11 protein-coding genes, 6 tRNA genes and 1 pseudogene are annotated in these 14902 nt (G+C 53.8%); 13 read left to right on the top strand and 5 right to left on the bottom strand.

The genetic code is table 11. The annotated features are described in order from the left end of the window. Nucleotides 1–125: 125 nt before the first annotated feature. The gene (locus tag ACSMDR_RS08680) at nt 126–1811 is read left to right on the top strand and encodes an Eco57I restriction-modification methylase domain-containing protein (protein WP_436467934.1); all 1686 of its coding nucleotides are present in this window, start codon (nt 126–128) and stop codon (nt 1809–1811) included. Here the strand turns inward: ACSMDR_RS08680 and ACSMDR_RS08675 are convergent. After that, nucleotides 1808–2845 carry a hypothetical protein gene (locus ACSMDR_RS08675; protein ID WP_436467933.1) on the bottom strand — a complete coding sequence of 346 codons (1038 nt, stop codon included), beginning with the start codon at nt 2843–2845 and terminating at the stop codon, nt 1808–1810. The genes ACSMDR_RS08680 and ACSMDR_RS08675 overlap by 4 nt on opposite strands. Next, a pseudogene (locus ACSMDR_RS08670) lies at nt 2787–3371 on the bottom strand (IS5 family transposase); the annotation flags it as partial. The pseudogene ACSMDR_RS08670 and the gene ACSMDR_RS08675, both read right to left, overlap by 59 nt. A 225-nt stretch (nt 3372–3596) precedes the next feature. Between ACSMDR_RS08670 and ACSMDR_RS08665 the strand changes: the two are divergent. The 12 genes from ACSMDR_RS08665 to ACSMDR_RS08610 all read left to right on the top strand — a co-directional run bounded on the left by ACSMDR_RS08665 (nt 3597) and on the right by ACSMDR_RS08610 (nt 11308). Continuing rightward, the gene (locus ACSMDR_RS08665) at nt 3597–4088 is read left to right on the top strand and encodes a CinA family protein (protein ID WP_436467932.1); all 492 of its coding nucleotides are present in this window, start codon (nt 3597–3599) and stop codon (nt 4086–4088) included. A gap of 76 nt (nt 4089–4164) precedes the next feature. Next, a complete protein-coding gene (gene recA, locus ACSMDR_RS08660; RefSeq protein WP_005903214.1) occupies nt 4165–5229 on the top strand; it encodes a recombinase RecA in 1065 nt (354 codons plus the stop codon). Between the two features lie 49 nt (nt 5230–5278). Next, the gene (locus tag ACSMDR_RS08655) at nt 5279–5776 is read left to right on the top strand and encodes a regulatory protein RecX (RefSeq protein WP_436467931.1); all 498 of its coding nucleotides are present in this window, start codon (nt 5279–5281) and stop codon (nt 5774–5776) included. A 481-nt stretch (nt 5777–6257) separates the two neighbouring features. Beyond that, the gene (gene alaS / locus ACSMDR_RS08650; RefSeq protein ID WP_436467930.1) at nt 6258–8882 is read left to right on the top strand and encodes an alanine--tRNA ligase; all 2625 of its coding nucleotides are present in this window, start codon (nt 6258–6260) and stop codon (nt 8880–8882) included. 16 nt (nt 8883–8898) lie between these two features. Further along, a complete protein-coding gene (locus ACSMDR_RS08645; protein ID WP_005903222.1) occupies nt 8899–10155 on the top strand; it encodes an aspartate kinase in 1257 nt (418 codons plus the stop codon). Between the two features lie 84 nt (nt 10156–10239). After that, nucleotides 10240–10428: a carbon storage regulator CsrA gene (csrA, locus tag ACSMDR_RS08640; RefSeq protein ID WP_005315760.1), complete on the top strand. Its 189-nt coding sequence runs from the start codon at nt 10240–10242 to the stop codon at nt 10426–10428. Nucleotides 10429–10642: 214 nt separating this feature from the next. Then, a tRNA-Ser gene (locus ACSMDR_RS08635) sits at nt 10643–10735 on the top strand. A 3-nt stretch (nt 10736–10738) separates the two neighbouring features. Next, nucleotides 10739–10815 (top strand) — tRNA-Arg (locus tag ACSMDR_RS08630). Between the two features lie 101 nt (nt 10816–10916). After that, nucleotides 10917–10993 (top strand) — tRNA-Arg (locus ACSMDR_RS08625). A gap of 26 nt (nt 10994–11019) precedes the next feature. Continuing rightward, nucleotides 11020–11096: transfer RNA gene (locus tag ACSMDR_RS08620), tRNA-Arg, on the top strand. A 29-nt stretch (nt 11097–11125) separates the two neighbouring features. Then, nucleotides 11126–11202: transfer RNA gene (locus ACSMDR_RS08615), tRNA-Arg, on the top strand. A gap of 29 nt (nt 11203–11231) precedes the next feature. After that, nucleotides 11232–11308 (top strand) — tRNA-Arg (locus ACSMDR_RS08610). Between the two features lie 494 nt (nt 11309–11802). Here the strand turns inward: ACSMDR_RS08610 and pbpG are convergent. The 3 genes from pbpG to ACSMDR_RS08595 form a co-directional block, all read right to left on the bottom strand. Beyond that, on the bottom strand, nt 11803–12618 hold the full coding sequence (pbpG, locus tag ACSMDR_RS08605) for a D-alanyl-D-alanine endopeptidase (RefSeq protein WP_407919106.1): 816 nt from the start codon (nt 12616–12618) through the stop codon (nt 11803–11805). Nucleotides 12619–12761: 143 nt separating this feature from the next. Next, complete coding sequence (locus ACSMDR_RS08600; RefSeq protein WP_436468230.1) at nt 12762–13433, bottom strand: DedA family protein; 672 nt, start codon at nt 13431–13433, stop codon at nt 12762–12764. Nucleotides 13434–13441: 8 nt separating this feature from the next. Then, nucleotides 13442–14743: a hemolysin family protein gene (locus ACSMDR_RS08595; RefSeq protein ID WP_040319300.1), complete on the bottom strand. Its 1302-nt coding sequence runs from the start codon at nt 14741–14743 to the stop codon at nt 13442–13444. Between the last annotated feature and the right edge of the window lie 159 nt (nt 14744–14902).

The raw sequence follows: 14902 nt of genomic DNA, 5'->3' as shown, positions 1-14902 counted from the left end.
ATACGTCATCATGGGTAGGTTGTGAACATTACTTAATGATAGAGAGTTTTCATTATTCAATAAAGACTGTATTCATGTTAGAATCATAACAACAGATACTAAAAGTAGAGGTGTATGTGTCAAACATGGCAGATAGATACGGACACGTTGAGTGTAGAAAGAGTGAAGGGGCTCATTATACGCCAGCAAAACTAAGCGAATTTGTGAGTCAAAACATAATAAGTAAACTTAAAGATAAAAAAAATATAGTGATCGCCGATCCTGCAATAGGAGATGGCGAGCTGATTATTAGCATTCTTTCTTCACTTGATTCTACAGAACAGGTCAAGGTAGTGGGCTTTGACATAAATGAAGAATCTATTAATCTGAGTAAAAGTCGTATATCTCGATACTATCCAAACGTTAAGCTAGAGTTGATACATGGAGATTTCTTAGATTATTGTATAAATTGTGATCTAAAGAAGAGTGAAATAAAGTTTGATGTTATCATAGCAAACCCTCCTTACGTGAGGACACAGGTCTTAGGTGCTGAGCAGTCTCAATTTCTATCTAAAAATTTCGGATTGAAAGGGCGTGTTGATATCTATCAAGCATTTCTTATTGGTATGAGCAAGTGCCTATCAAATGATGGAGTTGCTGGCGTAATAGTATCGAATAGATTCTTAACAACTAAGGGCTCAGGAGCGCTTAGGCAGTCACTGTATGATTTATATCACATACATAGTATTTGGGATTTTGGTGATACCAAGTTATTTGAGGCTGCGGTATTGCCTGCCGTTCTTTTATTTTCTTTAAAGAAAGGGAATGAAAATATTACGACTGAATTCCGCTCTATCTATGAGGTTAGCGATAAGGCTGAGATATTTGCAGAGACACCTGTGGATGCTATAAAATCTGATAGCCCATTGGTTAGGTGTGCAAGTGGTAAATCTTATTTAATTAAATCAGGAACTTTAGACTATGATTCGTCTCCAAAAGATATTTGGAGGATTAATGACTCGGAATCTGATCAGTGGCTATCTGATGTAGAGAGTAAAACATGGGCCACTTTTGGTGAGGTTGGTAAAATCAGAGTTGGAGTAAAAACTACAGCTGATAACGTTTTTATAAAAGAATCTTGGTTAGATGTAGATGTAGATGTAGATGGTTTGGAGCCTGAACTAATAAAACCCCTGCTCACTCACCATGTTGCTGGTAGATTCAAACAATCTGAAATTGAAACAAAATATATACTTTACACCCATGAGTCATTGAACGGTAAGAAAAAAGCCGTTGATATTGAGAAGTATCCAAAAAGTAAGTCTTATTTGGAGTCTCATCGGGAGCAACTTGAAGGGCGTTCATATGTAATAAAGGCAAAAAGAAACTGGTTTGAAATTTGGGTCCCGCAGAATCCAGATTTGTGGTCTGAAGATAAAGTTGTGTTTAGAGATATTTGTGAAGAGCCGACATTTTGGCTGGATGATAAAGGTGCAATCGTAAATGGTGATTGTTACTGGATGATAAATGACTTTAAAAAAGATGAAAAGAATATACTTTGGTTAATTTTGGCTGTAGCAAACTCTAAGTTTATTGAAGCTTTTTATGATGCAAAGTTCAATAACAAGCTATATTCAAATAAGAGAAGATTTATCTCACAGTATGTTGAAAAATTTCCGTTGCCAGATCCAGAATCTGAAATTTCCATAAAAATGGTCCAATTGGCGAAGTCAATTTTTAACGAAAGCAATATAAGCAAGCGGAAAGAAAAAGAAATGATACTTAATGAGTTGGTGTGGGAGGCCTTTGACCTCCCACAGCCTAACAGTTAATCAAAAAAATTACGAGGCAAAGGGATCTGGATTTTTTTATTCAATACTTTGCCTCCAAATTTATCAAATCGGTCAAAGAAATCTTTTCCTGTAGTGAGATATAGGTTTGTGATGTGAACAAAGCCGTTCTCAATGTGTCCATAAAATAATGCATATCTTACATCACAATGTCTAACTTTCTGATAGTTGATTTGTTCGATATCTAGACATGCTTGACTATCAGGGCACACTAAACCCAGATCAATGGTTGGTGATGTTTGTAACTTCACTTCAAGTAACTGGTGTTTAATGTCAGGAAATTTCCCATTGTCTTGATATGTCGAATAACCTAAAGCTTGACATACTAAAGCATGTAGCAGAGCGCCCCTGTTTCTCTCTTGTAAACTACCTACATTATGAAAAGAACGCCCTATAAGTGTTGAAAGCCTGGTGAAACATTCTGCAATAGGTAAAATTTTTCCCATTTCAGGTTCTTCTATAGGGCTATTCAGTGATAGGTCAACTTGAGTTGTGGCTAAAACATTTTGAATATTAAGCGTGTCGTATTGAGATATTAATTCCATCACTTGATTGGATGGCGTTAGTCGAGCCTGAAATTTCTGTGTCAATGTTCCTGTCGTATCTAGAAAGGCTAAATCGCTTCCTGAAATGACTTTTATAATTGTAATGACATCATTTTCGTCTGTACGAATTATTACATAGCGCCTTTCAATATCCAGCTCTTCATTCCATACTTGCAAATTGTTAGATTTTTGCACATATGTGTCAAACATCTGACCTGTAAATCTAGGTTGGCATTTTTGGAAGGAGGTTGGAGTCTGGTAGCCAAGAGCTTGGCATACTTGCTGTTTAGCAACTTTTGAACGAGTTCTGAGAGGTAAGCCTTGAAATGAAAGGCCAATTAAACGGTGATTTAATACGGCAGAGAGTTCTTCACTTGTAAGCCAATATCTTGTATCGCCAGTTTGAATTTGATCATAGATGGTCAATCCTGACTGAGACGGCGTTGTTTCCCAAATCAGCCAGCAAGTCATGACTTCCCCAGCCCCGGGTGACCGCTACACTCGGGCTTTCTGACAGACCAAGGGTGTTCAGTTTGTTTATCGCGCCCACATACGCCATCACTTCTCCCACTTGACCATTGTATTTTCGCAGGGTGATTTGGCCTGCCATTAACTGCTTGAACCGGAACATAGCTGTCTCTGCCAGCGAACGACAGTGATACCCCGATATCTTCTTCCAGTGCGCCAGCCCTTCCTTGCGCATCACCTGCACCGCCTCATTTCTCGGATGTCCCTTTTTCCATAGCCCTGCGTTCTTGCGAGGCGGGATACACGCCGTCGCTCCCTTACGCGCAATCAACCGATGGCTGGCTTTGCTGTCATAGGCGCCATCCGCGTAAACACGCCCCAGCTTGCGACGCAGAGGATTGAGCAAGGTCGGTAACACCTCTGTGTCATGCACATTCTCCAGCGACACTTCTGCCGCCACGATATCGTGAGTCACCGGATCTACCGCCAGATGCAACTTGCGCCAGACTCGACGTTTCTCAGCGCCATGCATCATGGGCGTGTGTTGGCTAAGGGCTGCCTTGGGAGCCCCTGTCTGGGCGGATAATGCGTTCATGTGTGGCCGAATGGCCTGTGCAGATGCGTCTGTTATGAGGGGCCATTCTACACAGAAGCCGGGGATGGGGGGAACCCAACCTGATGATGACCAAGGCGGGCCCGGTTGCGAGAGCCAGAGCCGGGATAGCATAATGAGGGCTAGATAACGGGAGGTACCATGACCCTTGATAGAGAGATTGTTTGCCTTGCCGAAGAGCTGGGCCCCGCCCTCATCGGCCGGGGCTGGCTGGCGGCCACCGCAGAATCTTGCACCGGGGGCGGGGTTGCCTACGCCATCACTGAGGTGGCAGGCAGCTCGGCCTGGTTCGATCGCAGCTTCGTCACCTATACCAATGAGGCCAAGCAGCAGATGCTGGGGGTGAGCATCGACAGTCTGGTGCGTCACGGTGCCGTCAGCGAAGCCGTGGTACTGGAAATGGCCAGGGGCGCCCTGGCGCGTTCCGATGCCCGCATCAGTGTTGCCATCAGCGGGGTCGCGGGGCCGGGCGGCGGCAGTGAGGAGAAGCCGGTCGGCACCGTCTGGTTTGCCTGGGCCGAGCAGGGAGGGCGTCAGCGCTCGCTGCTTGCCCGTTTTGAAGGGGATCGCCATCAGGTGCGACAACAGGCGATCAGACAAGCCCTGTCCGGTCTCTTGGCCCTGCTCAAGTAAAAGGGGTTGATACTGTATGAATAGACAGTATACTTAGCCCAACTTCACCTTATCACGATTTCCAGCGGAGATTGGCATGGATCAGAACAAGCAGAAGGCACTGGCGGCAGCGCTGGGTCAGATTGAGAAACAGTTTGGTAAAGGCTCCATCATGCGTCTGGGCGACAGCAAGACCATGGACATCGAAGCCATCTCCACCGGCTCCCTCTCCCTGGACGTGGCGCTCGGTATCGGCGGTTTGCCCTGCGGTCGTGTGGTCGAGATCTATGGCCCGGAATCATCGGGCAAGACGACCCTGACTCTGCAAGTCATTGCCGAGGCCCAGAAGAAGGGCAAGACCTGTGCCTTCGTCGACGCTGAACATGCACTGGATCCTATCTATGCCGCCAAGCTGGGCGTCAACGTTGATGATCTGCTGATCTCCCAGCCTGATACCGGTGAACAGGCGCTGGAAATTTGCGACATGCTGGTACGATCCAACGCGGTCGACGTCATCATTGTCGACTCCGTTGCCGCGTTGACTCCCAAGGCTGAGATCGAAGGCGAGATGGGCGATTCCCACGTAGGTCTGCAGGCTCGTTTGATGTCCCAGGCGCTGCGCAAGCTGACCGCCAACATCAAGAATGCCAACTGCCTGTGCATCTTCATCAACCAGATCCGCATGAAGATCGGTGTCATGTTTGGTAGCCCCGAGACCACCACGGGTGGTAACGCCCTCAAATTCTACGCCTCAGTGCGCCTTGATATCCGCCGTATCGGCGCCATCAAGGAAGGGGACGAGGTGGTCGGCAACGAGACCCGCGTCAAGGTCGTCAAGAACAAGGTAGCCCCGCCTTTCAAGCAGGCAGAGTTCCAGATCTTCTACGGTGTCGGCATCTCGAAAGAGGGCGAGCTGGTGGATCTTGGCGTCAAGCACAAACTGATCGACAAGGCGGGTGCCTGGTATAGCTACAATGGCGAGAAGATAGGCCAGGGCAAGGCCAACGTCATGAAGCTGTTTGCCGAGAACAAGACGATGGCCGCCGAAATCGAAGCCAGATTGCGTGAGCTGCTGCTGGCCAAGGATGGTTCCCCGAACGAGAAAGCCCCAGTGGCGCCTCTCGACGCGCTCGAGCCTGAAGACGAACAAGAATTTGAGTAACAGACAGGCCGGGCTAACCCCCGGCCTTGTTTTTATGGACGAGGGAGCCATGACGGAGCAGCCAGAGTTGTCATTTGAAGAAGCCTTTGCCGCCGCCCGCGCCTACGCAATGCGCAGTTTGGGCAGACGGGAAAGTGCCGAGTCAGAGCTGCTGATGCGCCTGCGAAAGCGGGGTTATGATGAGGCCGTGAGTCAGGCTGTTCTTGATTATTGCCGTGATCACCAGTGGGTATCCGATGAGCGTTATGGGGCCATGGCGGTGCGGGCCGGAGCGGCCAAGGGTCATGGTCCAACCAAGATCCGCTTCGATCTGCGCCGCAAGGGGCTGAGTGATGCCGAGTTGGAGCTGGCGTTTGATCAGCCCGAGCTGGACTGGTTCAAGCTGGCCCTTACCCTGTTGCAGCGCCGCACCGATGGTGCCGTTCTCAAGGAGTTCAAGGTGCGCATGAAGTGGCTCAAGTATCTGCTGGGGCGAGGTTTCAATCAGGATCAGGCTCGTTATGCCCTGGATACTCTGCTGGCCGAGAGCGAGGCTGGCGACGACTGAATGGCAAGCATGATGGCTTGCTCAGCCAGGGAGTTGCGCCTTCCCTCGTCACGTTAAGTCAATCCCTTCTTGGTATGAGGCTCATGCCTCTTGTTCCCTGCCGTCATGCGTCTTTTCTGTGGTGTATCGCCGCCCCCCCTGCTTCCCTTTCTTTGGTGTTTTGTCGTTGACGTTTGGCCGTGGCATCTTGGTCACGGCTTCCTGCCATCCTTTTTGGCTAGGGTGTCGGGGCGTCGACTATTGGCGATCGTCATGGGGCTGCCGCTACTTTTGGGTGCGTTGCGCGGCATGTTCAGGTCTCTCGTCAGCCAGGATCTGAGCCCGGCCGCCGCTTTTTGCGGGCGTCATGCCCTGCATGTCGCGCGGGGTCTCTTTTCATCGGCTTTTTAAGGGAGGAGCGGCCAGTGGGTTTTACTTTACCCCGCAGAAAACTTACATTAAGGCGATTAAAAGTCCGTATCTGAATCAAGCAGGATTTTCCATGTATATGTCCACATCAGAGATCCGCAACGCGTTTCTCGAGTACTTCCGCTCCCAGGGGCATCAGGTAGTGTCGTCCAGCTCACTGGTACCGCACAACGATCCGACCTTGCTGTTCACCAATGCCGGAATGAATCAGTTCAAGGATGTCTTCCTTGGTGCCGACAAGCGCGCCTATAACCGGGCGACCAGCTCCCAGCGCTGCGTACGTGCGGGCGGCAAGCACAATGATCTGGAAAACGTGGGCTATACCGCCCGTCATCACACCTTCTTCGAGATGCTGGGTAACTTCAGCTTCGGCGATTACTTCAAGCAGGATGCTATCCGCTTCGCTTGGGAGTTCCTGACTGGAACCCTGAAGCTGCCCAAAGAGCGCCTGCTGGTCACCGTCTATGAAACCGATGATGAAGCCTTCGACATCTGGGCCAACGAGATTGGCGTGCCAACCGACCGCATAGTGCGTATCGGTGACAACAAGGGTGCCGCCTTTGCCTCCGATAACTTCTGGCAGATGGGTGATACCGGTCCTTGCGGTCCCTGCACCGAGATCTTCTACGACCATGGCGATCATATTTGGGGTGGCCCTCCCGGTTCACCGGAAGAGGATGGCGACCGCTTCATCGAGATCTGGAACGTGGTGTTCATGCAGTTCAACCGCCAGGCCGATGGCACCATGGAACCGCTGCCGCGTCCATCCGTGGACACCGGCATGGGGCTGGAGCGCATCTCCGCCATCATGCAGGGCGTGCACTCCAACTATGAGATCGACATCTTCCAGGCACTGATCAAGAAGGCGGCCGAGATAGTGGGCACCGAGGATCTGAGCAATCAATCCCTGCGCGTTATCGCCGACCACATCCGCTCCTGCGCCTTCCTGATCGGCGACGGTATCATGCCCTCCAACGAGGGGCGTGGCTATGTACTGCGCCGCATCATCCGTCGCGCCGTGCGTCATGGTCGCAAGCTGGGTGCCACCGATGTCTTCTTCTACAAGCTGGCCGCCGAGCTGGCCGTGCAGATGAAAGATGTGGCCACCGAGTTGAGCGCCCAGCTCTCTCTGGTCGAGCGGGTTCTGCGCATCGAAGAGGAGCAGTTCGTCCGTACGCTGGATCGTGGCCTGTTGCTGCTCGAAGATGTGCTGGCCAATCTGGGCGATGTCAAAGTCATCCCGGGGGACGTGGTGTTCAAGCTGTATGACACCTATGGCTTCCCGGCGGATTTGACCGCCGATGTGGTGCGCGAGCGCGAGATAGCTATCGACGAAGAGGGCTTCCACAGCGAGATGGCGAAGCAGCGTGCCCGCGCCAAGGAAGCTTCCAGCTTCGGTGTCAATTACAACGATGTGCTCAAGCTCGACTTCGAGACCCCCTTCACCGGTTATCAGGCCCTGACCGAGCAGACCTGTGTGCTGGCCATCTATAAGGATGGTGTTCAGGTGAGTGGCCTCATCGCTGGCGAAGAGGCGGTCGTGGTACTAGAGAAGACGCCTTTCTACGCCGAGTCAGGCGGTCAGGTGGGCGATACAGGCATCATCAAGGTAGATGACGGTATCTTCGCCGTGACCGACACCCGCAAGGCGGGTAAAGCCATTATCCATACCGGTTATCTGGAGCTGGGCACCCTGGAAGAGGGGGATGCCGTGGTGGCCGAAGTCGATGACGAGCGCCGTCAGGCCGTGGCCCTGAACCACTCTGTCACCCACTTGCTTCATGCCGCCTTGCGTCAGGCGCTGGGGGATCATGTGACCCAGAAGGGATCCTTGGTCGGTGCTGAGCGGATGCGCTTTGACTTCTCCCATTTCGAAGGCTTGACCATGGCGACCATTCGTCGCATCGAGGAGTTGGTCAACGCCCAGATCCGTGCCAACCATGACATCGCTACCCAGGTCATGGATCTGGAGGCGGCCAAAGCCGCCGGCGCCATGGCGCTGTTTGGCGAGAAATATGAAGAAGATGTGCGGGTGGTGCGCATGGGGGATTACTCCACTGAGCTGTGTGGTGGTACCCATGCCAAACGCACCGGCGACATCGGCTTCTTCAAGATCATCGCCGAGAGCGGGATCGCCGCGGGTATCCGTCGTATCGAAGCCGTGACCGGCAAAGGTGCCATCGACTTCCTCCACCAGTTGGCCGAACAGATTGAAGAAGCCGCTGCGCTGGTCAAGGGCGATCAGTTCTCCCTTGGCAGCAAGGTGCGTCAGTTGCTGGACAAGTCCAAGCTGATGGAGCGTGAGCTGGAGCAGCTCAAGGCCAAGCTGGCTGCCCAGGCAGGCAGCGACTTGCTGAGTCATGTCGTCGAGATTAACGGTCAAAAAGTGCTGATCGCGGCCCTGGATGACGTGGATCCCAAGTCCCTGCGCGGCATGTTGGACGAGCTGAAGAACCGCATGAAGTCCGGTGTCGTGCTGCTCGCCACCAGTGGCGAAGGCAAGGTCAACCTGATCGCCGGCGTGACCCAGGATCTGATCGGCAAGGTCAAGGCGGGTGAGCTGGTCAATCTGGTGGCTCAGCAAGTTGGCGGCAAGGGCGGTGGTCGTCCTGACATGGCGCAGGCTGGTGGTACTCAACCGGAAGCCGTGCCGGCGGCACTGCAGTCTGTCCACTCCTGGCTGGAAGAGCGCCTTTAATAGGGCGAGGTGATCTGTGGCACTCTATGTACAGAAATTCGGTGGCACCTCGGTTGGCACCCTGGATCGAATCGAAGCGGTCGCTGAACGGGTCGCTCAGACCCGCAGCCAAGGACACGATGTGGTGGTGGTCGTCTCCGCCATGTCGGGGGAGACCAACCGCTTGCTGGGCATGGCCCAGCAACTGGATCCGGACGCCAAGCGGCGTGAGATGGATGTGCTGGTCTCCACCGGCGAGCAGGTCACTATTGCTCTGCTCGCCATTGCGTTGAATCGGCGTGGCTGCCCGGCCGTCTCCATGACCGGGGATCAGGTGCGCATTCATACCGATTCGGCTTATGGCAAGGCGAGGATCACTCACATAGATACCGACTCGCTGCAGAGTGAGTTGGCGAGTGGCAAGGTGGTGGTGGTGGCTGGCTTCCAAGGTCGTGATGAACACAATGCCATCACTACCCTGGGCCGGGGCGGTTCCGACACCACTGCGGTGGCGATTGCGGCAGCCCTCAAGGCCGATGAGTGCCATATCTTCACCGATGTGGACGGTGTCTATACCACGGATCCGCGTATTGAACCCAAGGCGCGCCGTCTCTCTACCATCACCTTCGAGGAGATGCTGGAGATGGCTAGCCTGGGGGCCAAGGTACTGCAGATCCGCTCGGTGGAGTTTGCCGGAAAGTACCGGGTACCACTGCGGGTGCTGTCGAGCTTTATCGATGGCGAGGGAACCTTAATCACATATGGAGGTGAGAGGATGGAAGCTCCCCTGGTATCGGGCATTGCGTTCAATCGCAATGAGGCCAGTCTGACCATTTTGGGTGTGCCGGACAGGCCTACCGTTGCGGCTCAGATCCTCGGCCCTATCAGCGATGCCAACATCGACGTGGACATGATTGTTCAGAATACGTTGGGGGACGGCACCGCAGACTTTACCTTCACGGTGAATCGCGATGACTATCGCCGTGCCCGTGCTCTGCTCGAGCTGACGGCCAGTGAGCTCGGCGCCGCCTGTGTTCAGGGCAATGGTGAGATAGCCAAGGTCTCCATTGTCGGGGTGGGAATGTGGAATCATCCCGGCGTGGCCCGCACCATGTTCAAGGTGCTGGGTGAGGAGGGGATCAACATGCAGTTGATTTCAACTTCAGAGATCAAGATTTCCGTAGTGATTGACGAGAAGTATCTGGAGCTGGCAGTACGCTCACTGCATGCGGCCTTCGGGTTGGATCAGGAGCCGAGTGAACAGCCTCTGGGCAACAATCCCGGATTGATTTAGTTTCAACCATTTACCATATCGGTATCTTTGTAAGATAATGTCGATTATCGATACAAAAACAAAACAGAATACAGGAGCAAGCGAATGCTTATTTTGACTCGTCGTGTAGGGGAAACCCTGATGATAGGTGATGAAGTGACAGTGACCGTATTGGGCGTGAAAGGCAATCAGGTCCGTATCGGCGTCAATGCACCGAAAGAAGTCTCTGTACACCGCGAAGAGATCTACATGCGGATACAGGCCGAGAAAGTACCAGGCCAGCCCAACTTCTAAGCCGCTTTTCATGGCAGCGTTAAGGCGACACACAACAGTGTCGCCTTTTGTTTTTCTGGGGTGGCAACAAGTCCGTCAAGGGCATAAACAGTGGGATAAGTATCGATTTTGTTTGAATATTCCACTCTTTGGCCAAATGCTGAGCGAACGGTCTTTTTTCTCCAAAAAAGTGTTTGACTAAAAATCCCTGTGAAGTATTATCAGCCCCGCAAACGGAGAGGTGGCCGAGAGGCTGAAGGCGCTCCCCTGCTAAGGGAGTATGCGGCTTATACCCGCATCGGGGGTTCGAATCCCCCCTTCTCCGCCATTTGCGCCCGTAGCTCAGCTGGATAGAGTACCTGGCTACGAACCAGGTGGTCGGAGGTTCGAATCCTCCCGGGCGCACCATATTACGACTCAAGCAAGAGTCATGTGTTGACCATCAGCAAGTTGACACTTTAGAAAAGGCTTACTGATAAGTAAGCTTTTTTTATCGCTTTAAAAACAGGGCGCCCGTAGCTCAGCTGGATAGAGTACCTGGCTACGAACCAGGTGGTCGGAGGTTCGAATCCTCCCGGGCGCACCATTTAAAGCAACACCAAAAGTTTATGAGCGCCCGTAGCTCAGCTGGATAGAGTACCTGGCTACGAACCAGGTGGTCGGAGGTTCGAATCCTCCCGGGCGCACCATATTGAAAGCAGTACACAAAAGTTTGTGAGCGCCCGTAGCTCAGCTGGATAGAGTACCTGGCTACGAACCAGGTGGTCGGAGGTTCGAATCCTCCCGGGCGCACCATATTAAGAAGCAATGTCAAAAGTTAATGAGCGCCCGTAGCTCAGCTGGATAGAGTACCTGGCTACGAACCAGGTGGTCGGAGGTTCGAATCCTCCCGGGCGCACCATATAGACAGCCTCGACTCAGGTCGAGGCTGTTTTTTTATGGGCCAAACTGAGGCTGTTGATTTCCCCCGCGCCTATCGAAGCGCGAGGCAGGATGTGTGACAGCCCGGCCTCCCGCCAGCCTATCTTGATACCCAGCCTCCTCATCGCGCCTTGCCGCCCACCTTGCAGGTGAACCACACCAAGCCACCGGTAGCCTCATGTCGGCGCTTCCTGGTCGGCTCGAGGCTCACTCGCCATCTTATCCACGACGCGACCGCGTCGCTCTTTTGAGCCGGGCTCAGAGAGTGCAGAGACACGCTGTATCTGTGTTGGCACCAATGCTGATACACCTAGTGCAAGAATGTGCTCTGAGGATGTTAGGGGCGCGAGACAGAGGGACAAGGGGGCAGGCAAGCGGCCTGCAAAGCTCTCAAGGCCCTGGCTGAGGCAGAAAAGCAAAGAGGGATGCCATGGCATCCCTCTTTGGGTCAGATCGAGCCAAACGAGCTTCTACTCAGGTTTTGAGCCACTTGCGGATACGGTTGGCATCGCCAATGGGAGTGCGTTTGCCAAAGGAGTTGAGCAGGACAATCGCCAACTCCTTGTTATCCGGTTTGGCACGCATCAGCAGGCAGCGCCCCGCTTCATTGGTGAAGCCGGTCTTGGAGAGGCGCACATCCCAGTCAGGGTTCTTGACCAGGGGGTTGGTGTTATTGAAGTGCAGGCTGTAACCCGGTACCGCGAAGCGCATCTCTTCATCGCTGTCCTGAGTAAACTGGCGGATCAGTGGTTGGCGATAGGCGGCTGCGATCAGCTTGGCGAGATCCTGGGCGGTGGAGACATTGCTGCTGGAGAGGCCGGTGGCATCATGGAAGCGGCTGTTGCGCATCCCCAGCTGTTTGGCCTTGGCGTTCATGGCACGCACGAAGGCGGCACGTCCCCCGGGGTAATGACGAGACAGCGCCGAGGCCATGCGGTTTTCCGAAGACATCAACGCCAGGTGCAGGGCATCACGGCGACTGATCTTGGTCCCCATGCGCACGCGAGAATAGGTGTGCTTGATGGCGTCGCGATCGTTGCTGTCCACGGTGAGGGTCTGGTTGAGATCTTGCCTGGCATCAAGCACCACCAGAGCCGTCATCAGCTTGGTGAGAGAGGCGATGGGGCGGCGACTGGTTGCATTCTTCTGATAGAGCGTCTTGCCGGTGCCGACCTCCATCACCAGGGCGCTGCTCGACTGCAATTGCAGTTTTGCAGGATTGGGCGCGGCCATGACCAGGGCGGGCAGCATGAGGCCAGCCAATGTACTCAACAACGTCAAGGTGCGCATCTGACCCCTCATACGACAACTCCATCCAACTCCAGAAAAAGGCGGTAGATTCACGCATTTTTGTCGTGGCTTTACAAGGTCGGCGGCGGCTATTTTATTAATAATCGTGATTAAAAAAGGCCATGTTGCCATGGCCTTTTCATTCAGGGTTTATTTTGTTCCGGCGTGGGCTTGCGCCTCACCAGCCAACGCCAGATCAGCGCTACCAGACCGGCCGCGAGCAGCACCAGCGGCAGGTAGAGGATGATGCTGAGGAATTGGGTCTCATATTGGGCAGCCAGCTTGGTGTGACTCAGGTAATAACCCAGACTCACCAACGGGCTGACCCAGAGGATGGAGCTGACCAGATTGACGATCAGGAAACGCCCCTGCGGGATCTCGGTAGCACCGACTATGTAGGGATAGACGGTTCGCACGAAAGCGATATAGCGCGCGGTGATCAGGGTCAGGATGCCGTATTTGTTGAGCAGGTAGAACACCTTCTGCTTGTGCTTCTCCTCCATGTGGGACATTAGGCGATGGTAGGTCTGGGTGTGGCCGAGGAAGCGGCCCTGCATGTAACCGAGCCAGGTTCCGACGAAGGTCGCGACTACCAACAGGGGCACCACCCAGGGGGAGATCACCTCCTGATAGATGAGTACCCCGGTCAGGATAAGCAAGCTGTCCCCGGGCAGGAAAGCGGTAGGAATGAAGCCATTCTCCAGCACCAGAAAGGTCAGCAGCACGCAGCAGACCATGAAGGCCATCCTGGGATCTGACAGGGTGGCGAGATCCTGGGTCATGAAGGCGTGCGCCAACTGGGAAAACTGCTCCATCATAATGCCTACTCCACGGCCTCGGCCGACTGCTTGGTTGAGGTCGCCAACACTTTATCGATACGCAGACCATCCATGTCGACGATCTCCAGATGCCACTGATCCAGGGAGACCAGATCCCCGGTCTGAGGCACTCGTCCCAGCAGCAGCATGATGAGACCGCCCAGGGTGTGATAGTGATGATCCTCTTCTTCTGGCAGGCGGCTTATCCCCAGACAATCCTTGAGTTCTGGCAGGGGGATGAGCCCATCGAGCAGCAGGCTGCCGTCGGCACGCTGAAAAATCCAGTTGTCCTGATCTTCACCCTGCTGGAAATCACCCGCCAGCGCTTCGAGCAGATCCTGCTGGGTCACCAGACCCTGCAACTCACCATACTCGTCAACTACCAGCACCATGTGTTCGGCGTGGCTGCGGAAATGGTTGAGCAGCTCCAGGCCGTTGAGGGTCTCCGGCAGCAGGCTGCCATCCTGGGTGAGGGCCGCCAGATCGATGGCTTCGCCACGCACATAGGCGTGGAGCACCTTGTTGACGTTGAGGATGCCGACCAGATTGGAGAGACTGCCGTCACACACCGGGAAGAAGCTGTGACCATACTCCACCATCCGCATCAGGTTGACCTCGGAGGGAAGTGCAAGATCCAGATAGCAGATGTCGCTGCGGGGCACCATGATGGACTCGAGCCGGCGCTCATCTAGGCGAAACACATTGCGCAGCATGGTGCGCTCATGAGCCTCTATGACCCCGGTTTCGGAGCCCTCCTCCAGCATGGCGTGGATCTCTTCCTGGGTGAGTTGGCTGTTGTTCTCCTGGCTGACCCGCAATAGCCGCAAACTGGCATGGGTCGAGGCGGAGAGCAGCCAGACGAAGGGGCGGGTCAGGGTTGCCAACCAAAGCATGGGACGTGCCATCAGGCAGGCGATGCGCTCCGGGCTTATCTGGCCGAGTCGCTTGGGCACCAGCTCCCCGATGACAATGGAGAGATAGGTAACGCTGACGACCACCAGCACGGTGGCAAGCAGGCTGCTGGTGCTTGGGGTCAACCCCCACTCTTGCAACCAGAGGGCGAAGGGTTTGGCCAGCACTGACTCACCATAGATGCCGTTGAGCAGGCCTATGCTGGTGATGCCAATTTGCACAGCAGAGAGAAACTGGGTGGGATCCTCGGCCAGGCGCAATGCAATGGCCGCAGAGTGGCGCCCCTCGGCGGCAAGCTTGCTGAGCCGCGCCTTGCGGGCCGTGACGATGGCGATTTCAGACATGGCGAAGAGGCCATTGAGCACAATCAATCCAATCAGGATCAACATTTCCATACAGTAAGCTAACTCCACATAGTGAACACTGCGGCAGTGTAATAAATTTGGCGGGGATCCGCTTGTAAAAACGCATCACGACGCGCTCTGTGAGACGGCCACAAAAAAGCCCCCTGCTGGCAGGGGGCTCGATATGGCGATGCTTGTGGCAGGGTTGCT

This window comes from Aeromonas molluscorum (genome assembly GCF_051376105.1).
GTDB lineage: Bacteria > Pseudomonadota > Gammaproteobacteria > Enterobacterales > Aeromonadaceae > Aeromonas > Aeromonas molluscorum.
This window is presented reverse-complemented; position numbering and strand designations above follow the sequence as displayed.